Raw genomic sequence first — 17,060 nt, forward strand, 5'->3', positions numbered from 1 at the left:
AAAGTAAGAAGATATGAAAAAATATATCATATTATCCGTGTTATTCACGTTGTTCGGATTGGTATCCTGTTATGATGATGATAGTAGCTTGGGAACCAAGAACATCGGGGACATAACGATCGGAACCTTGGAAGATGCGTCGATTATTTCTTATAGTGGGAATAAATTAATTCGTGAGCCGGAAATCGAGACGACTTACCCGGACGATCAATTAACCTATGCGTGGTACATTTACAAGGAAGATCAAGACAAAGGATTCCGGACGAATAAAATCGATTCGGTCAAGAACCTGTCGTACGAGGTAAATTTGCCGGCAGGAAGTTACACGATTATTTTTGAAGCCACGGCAACCGCGAATGGCTACGCTGCGACGGCAGAGATGAAACTTGCCGTTTCCACCACGTTTTCGCAGGGATTCTATATCTTGAAAGAGACGGCAGACGGGAACACGGAACTGGACGTGTACACGCAGAACGGGCTAGTCTCCGATCTTTTAGCCTCGACCCAAGGGGAAGCCTTATCCGGTTCTCCTCGTAATCTCTCCGTGGGTTACAGCCAAGCCTTTATCGACACCGAGGAGAACAAAATGGTGAACGCCAATACCGTCTGTATCACCACGGAACAGAATAAACTTATTTGCCTTCGCACCGTGGACATGCTGAAAGCGTTTGATAATTCGAATCTACTTTTCGAGGAAATGGAGGCGGACGAGGAACCCTATTGTCTGGTTCGTAGTCTTGCCAGTATATTCTATTTCTCGAACAAGGGAATCCGCTCTTCTTCAACCAGTGAAAATAGTGGAAAAATGGGATTCCCGCTGGATAACGGGGGAAGTAAACACGTTCAGCTTGTAAACGGGGGATTCGGGGGGCATGTGTATTGGAATAACACGAAACATCGCGTTATGACCGTGGATTACAGTTGTATTGCGGCATCTGAAGTCGAGTACAACACGGAGATCAATCAAGATAACCTAGAATGCCTATCGAGCGGCCTTAACTACGTGGGTGGTGTCGAAACCATCTATTTCCTGTGTCAGGATAAAGTTTCCGGTACCCGTTACCTGTACTTGCTTTCCGGTGGTAAGATCGTGGAAATCCGGCCGTTGAGTTCGGCTTTGCATTTGGCGCAAGGAGACATTATAGCCGGGAATGGGATGACCGGGACATTTATTTACAGCGTACACAACAATAAACTGTATGCCTATAATTTTGATGCGGAAACGGAAATCGAGATCCCTGTCACGGGCCTTCCGGCAGGAGAAACGATTTCCTATATTTTTAATCTGTATTGGAATATGGGTCCATTTGGGGACACCTCCTTGAACTTTGACAATATCGTGATTGGGACGCAGAAAGAAAACACCTATACCGTGTACTTGTATAACATCCGCGGAGGACAGCCATATGGAGATCCCGTTGATAAATTCTCCGGGGAAGGAAAATTGAAAAGCGTCCGTTATGTTTGCCAGCTAGTCGTGGATCAGACCGCCATGCTTGGACCGATGTATGGATATGGTCCATGTTTCCCTTATTGATAAATGATACTTTACTAAAAATTTAATACGATGAAAAAAATTATTCTATTCTTGTCCGTTTCCTTGTTTACTTTTTCGTTAATGGCCCAGACGAATTTTCGGAATCTCGCTTACAAGGAAGCGCTTGCTGCCGCTAAAACCGAGAAAAAGCTAGTATTCATTGATTTCTACACCTCTTGGTGTGGTCCCTGCAAGATGATGATGAACAACGTTTTCCCGATGAAAAACGTGGGAGATTACTTGAATGCCAAATTCGTTTGTATAAAAATTGATGCTGAGAAGGGCGAAGGGCCAGAACTGGCAAAACGCTATCAGGTAAAAGCTTATCCGACTTTTATCGCGATAACTCCCGATGAAAAGATTTTAATGACCAAGGTGGGCGGGACGATGGACGGAAATGCTTTTATCGGTAGTATCGACCGTTTGATCGATCCTAACAAAACACCAGAACGTATGCGCCAACGCTATGAAAGCGGGGAGCGTACTGCCGCCTTGATTTCCGCCTATGCCGGGATGAAAATGGAAGAAGTTTATAAAAATCGTCAACCGGACATGGCCAAAAAGGATGAGGCTTTCAAGATAGTGCAAGATTATTTTAACGGTTTACAAGATAAGGAGCGTCTGGCAGAAGAAAACCTGTTTATCTACACGACTTACACGGGGAATACCACGGATGCTATTGCACAATATATGATTGCGAACCGAGATAGATTTGTTCCTGCAATTAAGAGTGATATTTCTGATCGAATAAGAGAATTGTACAGGATGGACGTTTTGAATTATCTATCCGCGCAAGTTCCTTTTGATCAAGAGCAATACGATATCATGAAGAAGGGAATCACGGATTTGGGATTGAATAAAGACGGTCGTTATACGACAGCATTTCGTTTTATTGAGTCTTATAGTAAAGGTGATTTAGACGCTTTTATGACGCTATGCGAGAAGGAGTATGATAAGTTGAATGAGGATTTTCAGTCTTTTCTCATGTATAATTTTGCTAATTTGTTCGTGAATGCAGACGAGGCGGTGAAAAAACGTGCGGCAAAATTTATACGTCATTCATTTCTGAATATGGATGCGACGATGATTGTGTTTGTAGCCCAACAATTGATGCAATTGGAAGGTAAAGGTCATTAATGGCCGAGAATATTAAAAGAGGCTTTCGAAATCGAATCGTTGAGTATCCCGGTTCTCTGAAATAGAGGCCGGGATATTTTTATGACTAAGGGAGGTCTGTAAGAGGAAAGCTCGTTGTCGTCTCTTTGTTATCCGATATTTTATCTTTATTTTGTGATCAAGTCATGATCACTCACGGATAAAGTTATTTTAATAAGCAATTAAAATATTAATAGAACGCTATTATATATAGCGTTTTAATAGGTATTTAATAGCGTTTTAATAGCGCTTTACACGAAAGTCATCCGGAACTATTCAGCTATTGTTTATCAATTAAGAGTGTTATGCAGGAACTCATCCAGACGGTTACGGCATTAAGAATCAATAGTTTGAAATTAGGAATGTTTCCCCGTGCTTGGCCGGAGGTTCGAAAATCGTTTTATTTTTTGCGGTGGGAGAAAAAAGGGGGCTGTTTGGGAAAAAGATATTTCTTTGCATAGATGATGGGTTGTTGGCGCTTTTTTTATACTTTAGCCGAACTAATTTGAAAATGTGACGGATATGTATACTATAGATGAACTTAGAGCGATTATAAAAGAAGAGTTAGATAAGAAAGAGTATATACAGGAGCCGTATTCCTTGTTCGAACCGATTCTGTATATTCTGGAAGACGGGGGGAAACGCTTGCGGCCTCTTTTAACGTTGATGGCATATAATCTTTACCGGGAGGATATTGAGAGGGTGCTGAAATCCGCTATCGGGATTGAGATCTTCCACAATTACACGCTTTTACATGATGACGTGATGGATGATGCGGAGTTGCGGAGAGGTCGGTTGACCGTTCATAAGAAGTGGAATAGTAACGTGGCCATCCTGAGTGGCGATGCGGCAGCGATCACGGCCTACCAGTGCATCGAGCATTGCGAGGACAAGTACTTGCGTCGGGCGATAGATTTTTTTAACCAAGTGGCGATGGACGTGTGTCGGGGACAGCAGTACGATATGTTGTTCGAGACCCGGAATGATGTTTCGGAGGAAGAATATATTAAGATGATTTATCTGAAGACTTCGGTGTTACTTGCCGGAAGTTTGCGGCATGGAGCCTTGCTGGCTGATGCCCCGGAGCATGAGTATAACGCTTTGTATGAATTCGGGGGATACTTAGGGCTGGCATTCCAGTTGCAGGATGATTACTTGGACGTGTATGGTGACGTGGCGGAATTCGGGAAGAATATCGGAGGTGATATTGTTGCCAATAAAAAGACTTATATGTTGATCAAGGCGTTGGAATTGGCTGATCCGGAAACGAAAGAAGAGTTGTGGGGATGGATCGAACGAAAAGAGTTTGACCACGAAGAGAAGATCAAGGCGGTGACTCGAATCTACGATCGTTTGGGGATTAAAGAACTTGCTTTCGCGGCGATTGATAAATATTTGAAGATGAGCCGGGATATTTTGGATAAGATTGATGTCCCGAGAGAAAGAAAAATTGATTTCTACGAAACGCTAGATGCTATCGGGAATCGTAAAAAATAAAATAAAAGGATAGATGAGTAAATCGAAGCAACAGTTACTGGATGAACGTTATTTGAGAATGGCTCGGATATGGGCGGAGAATTCGTATTGCGAACGTCGGCAGGTTGGTGCGTTGATTGTGCGGGGGGATGCCATTATATCCGACGGGTATAACGGGACGCCTTCCGGGTTCGAAAATATCTGTGAGGACGAGAATAATAAGACGAAACCTTACGTGCTGCATGCCGAGGCGAACGCGATCACGAAGGTCGCGAAGTCAAATAACAGCAGTTTGGGGGCAACGTTGTACGTGACAGCCTCCCCTTGCATCGAGTGTGCCAAGTTAATCATTCAGGCCGGAATCCGGCGGGTGGTATATTCCGAGAATTACCGGAGTGTCGACGGGATCGAGTTGTTGCAGAAAGCTGGAATTGACGTGGCATTTATCGAGTTGAACGAGAATCAGGAAAATAAAGATTAAATTGGAAGAGAATGAATAAGAGTAATTTGAGGGCTTTGTTGACTCCGATCGTGCTGGCTTTGGCCATCGTGTTCGGGATGATGTTGAACCGGTTCTTGCCGGACCGTACACAGGTGTCAGCGTCCTCGGAAATGTTTTTGCCCGTGACGGGAAGTAAGCTGGATTTGATTATCAGTATGATACAAAATTCGTACGTGGATACCGTGGACACGAGGCAGATCGTGGAGAATACAATTCCGGTCTTATTGAAGGATCTGGACCCACACACGGTATATATTCCCGCGAAGGATATGCAACGGGCAAATGAGGGGATCGTGGGAAACTTCGGGGGTGTTGGAATCCAGTTTTACAAGTACCTAGATACGGTGACCGTCGTGAAGGTGGTCCCGGGTGGACCTTCGGAGAAAGCCGGGATAAAGGACGGGGACCGGATTGTACGGGTGAACGATTCTTTGGTTGCTGGGGTAAAGATGGGGCAGGATAAGATTCAGGAGTTGATGAGGGGGGAACTGGGAACGAAAGTGGAGTTGACGATCGCTAGAAGAGGGGAGCCGAAGTTAATCACGAAAGAGGTGGTTCGCGGAAGTATTCCGGTGAAGAGCGTGGACGTGGCGTATATGCTGAATGACACGACGGGTTATTTGAAAACGAATACTTTCGGTATGCACACGTATGCCGAGTTCATGCAAGCGTTGGTGAAGTTGAAGGCAGAGGGGATGAGGAAAATTATTATCGATTTGCGGGAGAATGAAGGTGGCGTGTTGCCGATAGCGATACAGATGATTAACGAGTTCTTGGATGCCGACCGTTTGATTCTTTACACGCAGGGACAGGCGCAACCTCGTGCAGATTATAAGTCTAACGGCAAAGGGCAATTTAAGGATTTGCGCGTGGATGTGCTGATCAGCGAGTTTAGCGCGTCAGCCAGCGAGATTTTTGCCGGGGCGATACAGGATAATGACCGTGGGTTGATTATCGGGCGTCGTTCGTTTGGTAAGGGATTGGTTCAGGAACAGCGGATGTTGCCTGACGGTTCGGCCTTGCGTTTGACGGTGGCCCGTTATTACACGCCTTCGGGACGCTCCATCCAGAAACCGTATAACGAGGGGAAAGAGAAGTATTATAATGACCTTTACAATCGTTTGGTTCACGGGGAGTTCTCACAGAAAGACAGTATTGTTTTTGACGAGAATTTGAAATACCAGACCGTGGGCGGGCGTACCGTGTATGGTGGTGGCGGTATCATGCCGGATGTTTTCGTGCCGGCGGACACGACCGGGGTTTCCCGTTATTTGAGCGACGTGACGAGAACCCAGTTCTTGTACGAGTACACGTTTGATTTCATGGACCGGCATCGTCCGGAAATGGTGAATCTGAAGGATTACAAACAGATTCAGAATTACTTGAAATCATTTGATCTGGTGAACGAGATGGCGAATTATGCTGCCCGTCGCGGTTTGAAACGGGACGAGAAAGGAATCAAGGAGTCCTACCAAGTTTTGCGTACCCGGATCGAGGCGTATATTGCCCGTCACACGATAGATGACGAGGGATTCTACCCGATTCTTGGTCAGATTGATAACACGTTGCAAGAAGCGATTAAACAATAATTGATGAAGAGTATATTACACGGGAGGCTGATTTTTGGCCTCCTGTTTCTGTTTCTTGCCTTAGGTAGTTTTGCCGACGGGCGCTATATTCCGGTTTATGATGACGGGATACGGGTGGATTACAAGCATTATTGCTTGGGATTCAACAAGGAGCATAAACAAGCGAATTGGGTGTACTATGAGTTGGGTTCCGCAAACTTGACAGGGAAAGCGAGCCGGAAGAATGATTTTCGGGTGGACCCGAAGATCAGTCGTTGGAGCGCCACGCCTGACGATTACAAGCGGAGCGGTTACGACCGGGGGCATTTGTGTCCCGCTGCGGATATGTCGTTTAACGCAAAGGCGATGAGCGAGACGTTCTACATGTCGAATATGTCTCCCCAAGTGCCGATGTTTAACCGGGGGATCTGGAAAGAGCTGGAGGAACACGTGCGTAACCGGGCCCGGAAGGAGAAACTTTACGTGGTGACAGGCCCGATTTTCAAGAGTAATAAGGGTTCGATTGGCAAGGGGAAAGTGACGGTTCCGGGGTATTACTACAAGCTGTTTTATTCGCCTTCCAAGCAGCAAATGATCGCTTACGTGTTGCCTAACGAGGAGAGCAAGCGTCCCTTGAATAGTTTTGCCGTTCCCGTGGATAAAGTGGAGAAGATGACGGGGATTGATTTCTTTTCTCAATTACCCGATGATTTGGAGCGGGAGTTGGAGGCGGACACGCTTTCGCACGTGTCACGGGATGGGGGACAGGCTTCGGGAGGTTCGTATCGTCCGACAAGAAATCAACAGGTGATAGCGGTTGTCGCCGTAGTTGTGATCTTTCTTGCTGTGCATTTCTTGATAAAACACCGTGGAGGTAAGAAGAAGAAAAAGAAACCGGCACGCAAACCAGCAAAGAAAAAGAAATAAGCCAAACGGCTTATTTCTCTTTTAAAAGTTTATCAATGACTTTCACCATTTCCTCAAATTCTTTCGGGTCGTAGAGACGGGTGAGGAAGGCGATGTTGCCTTTCTTGTCGATGATGATGTTACGGGTGACTCCGGCTCCCTGCGCGGCGTAGGTGTAGAATGCTTTACCTTCCGGGTCAAGGAGTAGAGGATAGGTGATCTTGATGTCCTTGGCGAACTTTTCGGTGGTTTCTTTGCTCTCCTTGAAGTCGATACCGAAGAGTGCGAACTCTGGGTTGTTCTTGTATTTCAGCCAGATGTCTTTTTCGATAAAAGGCATTTCCTTGCGGCATACACCGCACCAGCTGGCGGTGAATTGTATCATGATAACTTTTCCTTTCAAGTCTTTTAGTTGTTTCTTGGTTCCGTCGGGAAACAATAACTCGATGTTCGGGGCTTTCTCGCCTACTTTCACGATATACCCCCTGTCGTCTTGCTGGGCCTTTGCCAGCGAACAGGTCATGACCAGTAATAGTATAAATGTCAGATGTTTCATAGGATGATGTATTTGTATTAATAACGTTTCAAGCTTTTAGGACTACCACTCCACGAGCATCCGAGACAATAAAGGGTTTCCGTGTCGAATCCTTCTAGGGAATCTCCCTCGTGGACGGGGACAACAACGTAGTCGGTCGTGACTTGTACGAGACAATTATTTCCCTTCTCGTCTTTCACGTAAAAGCGGCGTATTCCGCATTTGGGGCAGAGTAAAAATTTCATATCACAAATTTTGAGGCATAGTTAATGATTATTCTTGATAGTTGTACGTGAGTTTGGAATAAATGTGTTCCAAAAGGTTGGCATTTTTCGTGTACGAAAAAAATGAGACAAAAGAAACCATTTCTTTTCGTATGAGAAAAGAAATTTGTAATTTTGGATAACAATTAATTATGAAACATGGAAATACCGCATTATTATGCTAGAATGATCTATCTAGATCGAATAAAACCATTTATTGACACGCAGATTATAAAAGTTTTAGTGGGACAAAGGCGTGTCGGGAAAAGTTTTATGCTTTTTCAGTTAATGGATTATATCCGGGGGAAAAATGCGAACGCTGATATACTATATATCAATAAGGAATTATTTGAATTTGATTCTCTCCGGGATTACACGGATTTAATGTATTATATACAGAAACACAGGGAAGGAAAGACAGGGAAATGCTACCTTTTTATTGATGAGGTGCAGGATATAACGTCATTTGAAAAGGCCTTGCGCGGATTGTTGGCTGACGGGGGATATGATATTTACTGCACGGGAAGTAATGCCCGGATGCTATCGGGGGAATTGGCCACTTTTTTGAGTGGACGTTACGTGGAATTTAGAATTTGGGGGTTGAGTTATTCGGAATTTATGCAATTCCACCAGCTGGAGGATAGTGATGAAACATTTTCCCGGTATTATAAATTCGGGGGACTTCCTTATTTGGTAAACTTACCTTTTGACGAGGGGATCGTGTCGGAATATTTAAGAGGTATCTATAACACGATTCTTCTGAAAGATATTGTTGATCGGTATGGTATTCGTAATGTTAGACAATTACAAGACCTTACCGTGTATCTGGCTGACACGATCGGTAATATGTTTTCGGCGAGTAGCATTAGTGAATATCTGAAGTCTCAAAGGATTGATTTGACCCCTAAGATGATTTTGGAGTATTTAGGGTATCTGGAGAATGCTTTTTTTGTTCGTCGGGTGCGTCCCGTGGATATTCAAGGTAAGAAACAATTTCGGGTAGGGGAGAAATATTATTTTGAAGATTTGGGTATCCGCCACGTGATTCGACCTTTCCGTCCGAATGATATTGGTCAAGTGTTGGAAAATGTTGTCCATCATCATTTGATGGTTCGTGGATACACGGTTCATGTCGGGCGCGACGGGGACCGGGAGGTCGATTTCGTGGCGGAGCGTGATGGTGAAAAGTTGTATATTCAAGTCGCCGTTTCCGTGATGGAACAAAAGACTTGGGAGCGTGAATATGGAAATTTACTGGAGATTAGAGATAATTATCCGAAAATTGTAGTTACTTTAGACCCGCTTGAGGGGGCCTCTTTCCAAGGAATCCGGCAAATTCCCGTGCGGCGTTTTCTTTTAATGAATGATTAAGTATGAAAAAGTATAAGATACATTTTGCCCCGGTACAGGGGCTTACCGATTGGACGTTCCGGAATATACATGCGAAGTTTTTCGGGGGAGTGGATGCTTACTACACGCCGTTTATCCGGGTGGAGAAGGAGGATTCGTTTCGTTCAAGGGATATGAAGGATTGCGATCCGGAGTTAAATAGTGTGGAGTTGCTAGTTCCCCAAGTGTTGGGAGGAGAACCTGCGGAGTTGGATGTTTGCTTGCAGATGTTGGAAGGAAGGGGATACAAGCAGGTGGATATTAACATGGGATGTCCGTTCACGATGATCTCCCGACGGGGAAAGGGAGCCGGATTGTTACCTCACCCGGAGAGGGTGGAGGCTTTGATGGAGGTGGTGAAGGATTTTCCGGAGATACAATGTTCCGTGAAGATGCGGTTAGGATGGGAAGATCCGGGGGAATGTCTGAAGTTATTGCCTTTGTTGAACGCAGCCCCGTTGGCAGCTATATTTCTCCATGCCCGGGTTGGCGTGCAGGAGTACAAGGGGGAGACGGACAAGGAGGCTTTTGAGGCTTTTTACGAGGGGTGTGAACACCCGTTGTATTATAACGGGGACATTTTGACCTTGGAGGATGTTCAAACTGTGACGGAGCGTTTCCCTCGTTTGGAGGGAGTGATGATCGGGAGAGGTTTGTTGGCGAACCCGGCCTTGGCACAAGAGTACGTGGAAGATGAGGTGCTTGCCGGGGAGGAACGATTAAGGAGGTTCAAGGCGTTTCATGCCGAATTACTCGCGGCTTATGCCGAGCGATTGCAGGGGGATCATCAGTTGTTGATGAAGATGAAAACGTTCTGGGAGTATTTCATGCCTTCGACAGACCGGAAGGTTTTGAAGAAAATTCACAAGAGCAATAAGTTGACGCAGTATAACGAGGCGGTGGTAAAGGCTTTTATGCCGGGTGACGAGGAAGAGTAAGTGCGAATGAAGAGAACGATATATATCATCATCGGTTGTATTTCCGTGGTTTTGGGGATTATTGGCATTTTTGTTCCCGGGTTACCGACTACACCCTTTTTGTTGTTGAGTTCGTGGTTGTTCTATAATAGTTCGAAACGATTACATAATGCTTTACACCGTTCGAAATGGTTGGGGCCTTACTTAAGGCGTTTTCAAGAACGTAAGGGTGTCGGGTGGAAGACAAAAGCGGTGTCGATAGTGTGTATGTGGACGATGATTTCTATTTCGGCTTTCGTGGTTTTCGAGAACTGGCATGTGCGTTTGTTGCTTTTGGGTTTGGGGGTGATCGGGACGTGTAGCGTGTTGTTCATTGTCCCTAATGCCAAAAATAATTAGAGTAAAAAAGAGGAGATTTCTCCTCTTTTTTACTTTGATTTACCCGATAACGATGTTCACGATTTTCTTCGGGACAATGATCATCTTTTTGATCTCTTTTCCTTCTAACCATTTCGTTGATTCGGGTGCGGCTTTGACTGCGGCCTCAATATCAGCATTGGTTGCCGTTAAGGGCATGGATAGTTTGAAACGAACTTTGCCGTTGAAAGATACCGGGTATTCAAAAGCGTCCTCCACTAGAAATTTTTCTTCCCATTTGGGGAATGACTCTTTCGTGATACTTTGAGTGTGTCCCAACAAGCTCCATAGTTCTTCCGCCATGTGTGGGGCGAAAGGTGCGAGAGCGATTACGAGGGGTTCTAGGACAGCCCGTTTGTTACATTTCAAGGCGGTCAATTCGTTCGTGCAAATCATGAATGCCGGAATGGACGTGTTGAAAGAGAAGTTCTCGATGTCGTATTCCACTTTCTTGATGGTTTTGTGCAGCACTTTTAACTCTTCTCTGGAAGGAGTTTCGTCGCTTACGCTGAAGTCTTCACCGACTTGGAACAGGCGCCAGAATTTGCGTAAGAATTTGTACACCCCGTCAATCCCTTGCGTGTCCCAAGGTTTGCTGAATTCCAGCGGTCCGAGGAACATCTCGTACAGGCGTAACGTGTCGGCCCCGTATTCTTCGATGATCGTGTCGGGATTTACCACGTTGAACATGGATTTTGACATCTTTTCAATAGCCCATCCACAGATGTATTTCCCGTTTTCCAAGATGAACTCGGCATTGGCGTACTCCGGCATCCAAGCCCGGAAGGCGTCTTGATCCAGCACGTCGTTCTTGACGATGTTGACATCCACGTGGATTTCCGTGGTTTTATATTGATCTTTCAGTCCGACGGAAACAAAGGTGTTTGTGCCTTGTATTCTGTACACGAAGTTTGAACGTCCTTGGATCATTCCTTGATTGATCAGTTTTTTAAAGGGTTCTTCTTCACAAGCCACGCCGAGGTCATACAGAAACATATTCCAGAAACGGGCGTAGATCAAGTGACCTGTGGCATGTTCGGAACCACCGAGGTAAAGATCAACATTTTTCCAATAGTTGCATATTTCGTGATCAACTAATGCCTTATTGTTGTGGGGATCCATGTAACGTAAGAAATAAGCGGATGAACCGGCGAAACCGGGCATCGTGTTTAATTCTAATGGATAACCATCTTCTGTTTTCCAGTTTTTAGCCCGTCCGAGGGGTGGTTCCCCGCTCTCGGTGGGCAGGTATTTATCGACTTCCGGCAGTTCCAGCGGAAGTTTGGATTCATCCAGCATGTAAGGAAGGTCGTCCTTGTAGTACACGGGGAACGGTTCTCCCCAGTAACGTTGGCGGCTGAAGATGGCATCACGCAGGCGGTAGTTGATTTTGCTTTTACCGATGCCTCGTTTTTCTACTTCTCCGGCAATGTAGGCGATGGCCTCTTTGACTTCCATGCCGTTGATAATGCCGCTATTGATCATTTTACCTGCTTTTGCATCGTAGGAGCCTTCCGACATATCGTGTCCTTCCCCGTCATCGACAACGGGTACGATGGGCAGGTTGAAGTGTTTAGCGAAGGCGTAGTCACGGCTATCGTGTCCCGGAACAGCCATGATGGCTCCGGTTCCGTAGCCGGAAAGAACGTATTCACTGATCCAAATGGGGATGGCCTCGTTGGTGAACGGGTTGATGGCATAAGATCCGGTGAAGACACCTGTAACCTTTTTCACTTCGGTTTGGCGTTCCCGTTCCGTGCGTTTGGACACGTAATCCAAATATTCGGCAACGGCGTCAGCCTGTTCGGGAGTTGTTAACGGTTTTACGTAGTCTGATTCGGGAGCCAAAACCATGAAACTAACCCCGAAGATGGTGTCGGGGCGGGTGGTGAAAATCTCTAATTTCAGATCGGAGTCTTTCACGTCGAACCTCACATCTGCTCCTTGTGAACGACCGATCCAGTTACGTTGGATGTCTTTCAAGGAGTCGGACCAATCAATGTTGTCAAGCCCGTCAAGCAATCTTTGGGCGTACGCGGAAACCCGCAATGACCATTGACGCATTTTCTTTTGTACCACGGGATAACCTCCGCGAAGAGATAATCCTTCCTTTACCTCGTCATTTGCCAGCACAGTTCCCAGTTGGGGACACCAGTTTACCATGGTGTCAGCCAGATAGGCAAGACGGTAGTTCAGTAATATTTCTTGTTGTTCTTTCGTACTCTTGTTTTTCCATTCCTCGGCGGTAAAGTCCATCTCCTCACCGCAAGCGACGTTTAATCCTTGGGTTCCGACGGCCTCGAATGCTTTTACCAGTTCGGTAATTGGCATGGCTTTTTGCTCGTCGTAGCAATAGAAACTGTTGAACATCTGGATAAAAGTCCATTGGGTCCATTTGTAGTATTCCGGGTCGCAGGTCCGGATTTCACGGTCCCAGTCGAAGGAGAATCCGATTTTATCCATTTGTTCCCGGTAGCGACGGATGTTTTTCTCCGTGGTGATGGCCGGATGTTGTCCGGTTTGGATGGCATATTGCTCCGCGGGCAGACCATACGCGTCATATCCCATGGGATGCAGGACATTGAATCCTTTCAGATGTTTGTAACGGGAATAGATGTCGGAAGCGATGTAGCCTAGCGGGTGTCCCACGTGCAACCCTGCCCCGGATGGGTAAGGAAACATATCCAACACGTAATATTTGGGCTTAGAAGGATCGACTTCCACCCGGTAAGTTTTGTTTTCTTGCCAGTAGCTTTGCCACTTTTTTTCGACTTCCTTGAAATTGTATTCCATGTTAATCCTTTTTTAGTTCTCGTAATGAATCGCAAAGGTAATAAAAATCATACGATATTAATGTTGGAGAATAATGTACGATGCTAATTTTAAATTTTGTCGGTAAGAACCAAAGAAACAAGTCTTGATCTTATCCCTATAATCAAGTATGTAAAGGGCGTTTTTTACCCATTTTAAGGGATTGTGAGGGGGAGTGGGCTACTTTATTTTTGCGACACTAAATCGTTGTTAAACTAAATTTTTAAATATAATGAAAAAGATGAATTGGTTTCTTGTGGTTATCATGTTGTTCGGTGCGTGTTTTGCGGCTTGTACGGATGATGATGATAACGGTGGTTCTTGGGATGGAGAGTCCGTTACCGTAGATTGTGATCCATATGATGCTTGGTCATATTTTAGTTTCAAAGAGGGGAAGACGGTGAAAACGTTGAAAGTGAAGAGTATGGAAGGGGCTGTGACGGGAGTGTATTACGGAGATTTGAGTTCTAGTACTCTTATAAAGAATACCGATTCTTTGTTGATGGTGATTAATGAAGGCGTTGGTGATACCGTGGTTATTTCCTTCCCGGCTTGTGAAATTGGTGGAATGAGTGGAACAGAAACAACGGGTGCTAGTTTTTCTTTAAAAGCCATTGCAAAGAAAGAGGGGAATGTATGGAATATCTCAAGTGAGAAGTCGGTTGTTACGATGGAAAAGGAAGATGAAACCACGACGGATTATTATATGTCGATAAACGGAACAATCGGTGCGACGAAAGATGCAGACTTTAGTCTTGCTCTGTATATGAATGTAAAGGCCATGGAAGATGGAGGTATGCAGATGAATATGGGAGGAACCTTTGCAGGGGAATCTACCGGAAAGACTTATGGAGTGGATGGTGATGAAACTTCTTTCGATTGGGATATTGCTTTCCATCGGTATGATATAAAAACGAATGGTGGGGCAGCCGTCATGTTACAGACCACGGATTTGGAAAGTGTTACTTCTGCCAGTGTTACCGGAGAAAGTTTCACTTCAGATGTGGATGGGGAAGTCATGGTGGATATGTCGGGAATGATGAGTGGTTTTGTTGGGTATCAACCCACGAAGGTTAACGAAGTGCTGGCTAAATGGGTAACGGCAACTCCTACCGGATCAATGCCCCCGTATTCTTATGAAATTAATGGTAAAGTGTTTGTTGTGAAGACTGCCGGCGGCGAATATGCAAAATTGCGTTTCACGGATATGTCTGATGCCACGGGTAAGAATGAGGCGGCTACATTTGATTACGAGTTTCCTCTAAAATAATTTTTGTTCATGATTTATCAACCGTAAGAGGAACAGTCTTTCTCTTACGGTTTTTTCCGTAAAAAAAGAATTTTATGAGGCGTGATTTGTTGATATTGTTTTTTATTCTTTTGTCATCAGCATTGATGGCTGATGAGCGTACCAATGAGGCTCCTTCTTTTAAAGTGCAGGGAATTGTTACCGATGAGAAGGGCGAGGGATTGCCGGGAGCATCCGTGTGGGTAAAAGGAACGGTGGTCGGGGCCGGGACAAATGCTAAAGGGGAGTTTTCTTTTAAGTTGTCATCGAAGAATAAGTGTGTGTTACGGGTGAGTTTCACGGGCTATGAACCGCAAGAGCGGGAAGTGACCCCCGGGGTTGACAGTTTGTATCGTTTCGTGTTGGAGTCGAGTAATAACGCGTTGAATGAGGTAGTGATCACGGGAACCCGTACGCTGAAACCGTTGAAGGATGTTCCGGTGCTTACCCGCGTGATTTCATCGGAAGATATAGCACAGGTGAATCCATTGGATTTGCAAAGTTTACTGGAATATGAAATGCCGGGTTTGCAGTTCGGGCTGGCCCATGGTTCCGGATTGCCGGAGTTGAAATTCCAAGGATCTGCCGGAGGATACGTGTTATTTATGATTGATGGAGAACGTGTTGCCGGAGAGGGGTCCAGTAATAATATTGATTATAGTTTGATTGATATGGATAATGTGGAACGTATTGAGATTGTCAAGGGACCGATGTCTACTCTTTACGGTTCTCAGGCAATGGGGGGAGTGGTGAATATTATTACGAAAGATGCGAATCGTCCTTTTACGGGAAACGTTTCTGTGCGTTATGGAAATAATGATGAGAGTAAATATTCCCTGTCTTTGGGGACTAAACAAGGACGTTTTTCTGCATTGACATCTCTTTCCTACCGTAAACGGGATGCTTATGCTTTAAAAGATGAAGAAGGGCAAATCGAGTATTCGTATTATAAGGATATATACGGGAGAGATTCCGTGGTTGCGGATACTTCGGAGAAAGGGATGTCCAGTGTAAATGGTTTCGAGATTTGGCAAGCAAATCAGAAGTTGAGTTACACGTTTAACGAGAATTTTCGGATCTCATTGAATGGGACATATTATAATAATGACGTGTTGGAGTACGTGGAGCAGAAAGAGAAGGATCGCTTTTCCAATTACAGTATAAATCCTCGGGTTTATTATGCTATTAATGATTCTCATATACTGGATTTCTCGTATGTGTTTGAGAATTACGAAAAGCGTTACGTTTATACCACTTCATTGCCTTCTAAAAAGGTTTTTGGAGATTTAACCAATACCGTTCGGTTGAATTATACCGGGTATATCCATGAAAAACATACCTTGACGGCCGGGATAGAAGTGAATACGCAGAAATTGCAACATTATTGGTTTGATAACGGTTCGGGGAAGAAATTTGATGCCCAGACGTATGTTTTGTATTTGCAGGAAGATTATGAGGTGAGTGATTCGTTTAGCGTGTTGGCTGGGGTTCGTTCGGATTGTCATTCAAAATACGGTTTCCACGCCAGCCCGAAAATTTCGTTGATGTATAAATATGGTGTTTTGACGCTGCGCGGTGGCTACGGGATGGGATTTCGTATACCATCTTTGAAAGAATTGCATAGTGAATATGATATGGGCGGGCAGGGATTTTTCATGATATACGGTAACGAAGATTTGGAGCCTGAGATCAGTCATCAAGGAACGTTTTCGGCCGAGGTGACGAAAGGAATTTTTAATGGTTCCGTCTCCGGTTATTATACGAGATTTTTTGACGAGATCGCTTTGGGCTTGACCTCGGACGGGAAAGATCAGCAATATTATAATGCAGATGATGCAACAAGAACGGGTGTTGACGTGATGGCGCAGTTCCGTTTTAAAAATGGATTGACCCTAAAAGGTGCTTATGCTTATATTGATGTACATTCCGAAGTGGATGGGTATAATATGGCGAGTGATCGTCCGCATAGTTTGACTTTTACGGCAAATTATTCCAAGACGTTCGGGAAGGTTGCTTTGTCGGCAGCCTTGAACGGGCGGTGGATGTCTTCGGTGGAGACATGGTACAAGAATAGTGCGGGTGGTTACGTGAAAAATGAATATGAGAGCCGGACTTTCTGTTCTTTGAATCTCGGCGCCCGTTTCCCAAGAGGTTTCCGTTTTACGGCAGGTATTGATAACCTGTTTGATTTCAAGGATAAAAATGTGACAGCCGATCAATCGGTGACCCCGCAGAGGGGGATCGGTTTTATCGGGACGTTGTCGGTGAATATAGCAGATTTATTAAAATTATAATC

Annotated in this window: 14 protein-coding genes; 11 read left to right on the forward strand and 3 right to left on the reverse strand. The window is 45.0% G+C overall.

Annotated elements, in window-relative coordinates:
* Window positions 1–13 precede the first annotated feature (13 nt).
* The 6 genes from QVC79_RS00470 to QVC79_RS00495 all read left to right on the forward strand — a co-directional run bounded on the left by QVC79_RS00470 (window position 14) and on the right by QVC79_RS00495 (window position 7,165).
* Complete coding sequence (locus tag QVC79_RS00470) at window positions 14–1,537, forward strand: PKD-like family lipoprotein (protein WP_270595639.1); 1,524 nt, start codon at window positions 14–16, stop codon at window positions 1,535–1,537.
* 30 nt (window positions 1,538–1,567) lie between these two features.
* On the forward strand, window positions 1,568–2,674 hold the full coding sequence (locus QVC79_RS00475; RefSeq protein ID WP_124316780.1) for a thioredoxin family protein: 1,107 nt from the start codon (window positions 1,568–1,570) through the stop codon (window positions 2,672–2,674).
* 540 nt (window positions 2,675–3,214) lie between these two features.
* Window positions 3,215–4,189, forward strand: coding sequence for a polyprenyl synthetase family protein (locus tag QVC79_RS00480; RefSeq protein WP_270595638.1), 975 nt, complete (start codon window positions 3,215–3,217; stop codon window positions 4,187–4,189).
* Window positions 4,190–4,202: 13 nt separating this feature from the next.
* Window positions 4,203–4,649, forward strand: a complete 447-nt coding sequence (locus QVC79_RS00485; RefSeq protein WP_087419151.1) for a dCMP deaminase family protein — start codon at window positions 4,203–4,205, stop codon at window positions 4,647–4,649.
* Between the two features lie 11 nt (window positions 4,650–4,660).
* A complete protein-coding gene (locus QVC79_RS00490; RefSeq protein ID WP_270595637.1) occupies window positions 4,661–6,259 on the forward strand; it encodes a S41 family peptidase in 1,599 nt (532 codons plus the stop codon).
* Between the two features lie 3 nt (window positions 6,260–6,262).
* On the forward strand, window positions 6,263–7,165 hold the full coding sequence (locus QVC79_RS00495) for a DNA/RNA non-specific endonuclease (RefSeq protein WP_270595636.1): 903 nt from the start codon (window positions 6,263–6,265) through the stop codon (window positions 7,163–7,165).
* Window positions 7,166–7,175: 10 nt separating this feature from the next.
* On the opposite strand, the gene QVC79_RS00500 is transcribed toward QVC79_RS00495, so the two are convergent.
* Together QVC79_RS00500 and QVC79_RS00505 are read right to left on the reverse strand one after the other, a co-directional pair.
* Window positions 7,176–7,700 carry a TlpA family protein disulfide reductase gene (locus tag QVC79_RS00500; RefSeq protein WP_270544379.1) on the reverse strand — a complete coding sequence of 175 codons (525 nt, stop codon included), beginning with the start codon at window positions 7,698–7,700 and terminating at the stop codon, window positions 7,176–7,178.
* Between the two features lie 17 nt (window positions 7,701–7,717).
* On the reverse strand, window positions 7,718–7,924 hold the full coding sequence (locus QVC79_RS00505) for a hypothetical protein (protein WP_027200712.1): 207 nt from the start codon (window positions 7,922–7,924) through the stop codon (window positions 7,718–7,720).
* Between the two features lie 177 nt (window positions 7,925–8,101).
* Between QVC79_RS00505 and QVC79_RS00510 the strand changes: the two genes are divergently transcribed.
* Genes QVC79_RS00510 through QVC79_RS00520 form a run of 3 tightly spaced genes read left to right on the forward strand, consistent with a single transcriptional unit; the run spans window position 8,102 to window position 10,647 of the window.
* Window positions 8,102–9,313: an ATP-binding protein gene (locus QVC79_RS00510; RefSeq protein ID WP_270595635.1), complete on the forward strand. Its 1,212-nt coding sequence runs from the start codon at window positions 8,102–8,104 to the stop codon at window positions 9,311–9,313.
* A 2-nt stretch (window positions 9,314–9,315) separates the two neighbouring features.
* Entirely contained in the window at window positions 9,316–10,269 is a 954-nt protein-coding gene (locus QVC79_RS00515; protein ID WP_270595634.1) for a tRNA-dihydrouridine synthase family protein, read from the forward strand.
* 6 nt (window positions 10,270–10,275) lie between these two features.
* Window positions 10,276–10,647 carry a YbaN family protein gene (locus tag QVC79_RS00520; protein ID WP_124315893.1) on the forward strand — a complete coding sequence of 124 codons (372 nt, stop codon included), beginning with the start codon at window positions 10,276–10,278 and terminating at the stop codon, window positions 10,645–10,647.
* Between the two features lie 39 nt (window positions 10,648–10,686).
* Here the strand turns inward: QVC79_RS00520 and leuS are convergent, their stop codons facing one another.
* Entirely contained in the window at window positions 10,687–13,458 is a 2,772-nt protein-coding gene (gene leuS, locus QVC79_RS00525) for a leucine--tRNA ligase (protein ID WP_124315894.1), read from the reverse strand.
* Between the two features lie 250 nt (window positions 13,459–13,708).
* On the opposite strand from leuS, the gene QVC79_RS00530 reads away from it, so the two are divergent.
* Together QVC79_RS00530 and QVC79_RS00535 are read left to right on the forward strand one after the other, a co-directional pair.
* Window positions 13,709–14,746, forward strand: coding sequence for an HmuY family protein (locus QVC79_RS00530; protein ID WP_270595633.1), 1,038 nt, complete (start codon window positions 13,709–13,711; stop codon window positions 14,744–14,746).
* Between the two features lie 74 nt (window positions 14,747–14,820).
* The gene (locus QVC79_RS00535; RefSeq protein ID WP_124315896.1) at window positions 14,821–17,058 is read left to right on the forward strand and encodes a TonB-dependent receptor; all 2,238 of its coding nucleotides are present in this window, start codon (window positions 14,821–14,823) and stop codon (window positions 17,056–17,058) included.
* Window positions 17,059–17,060 lie beyond the last annotated feature (2 nt).

It is taken from the genome of Butyricimonas sp. (assembly GCF_019423355.1).
Classification (GTDB): domain Bacteria; phylum Bacteroidota; class Bacteroidia; order Bacteroidales; family Marinifilaceae; genus Butyricimonas; species Butyricimonas faecihominis.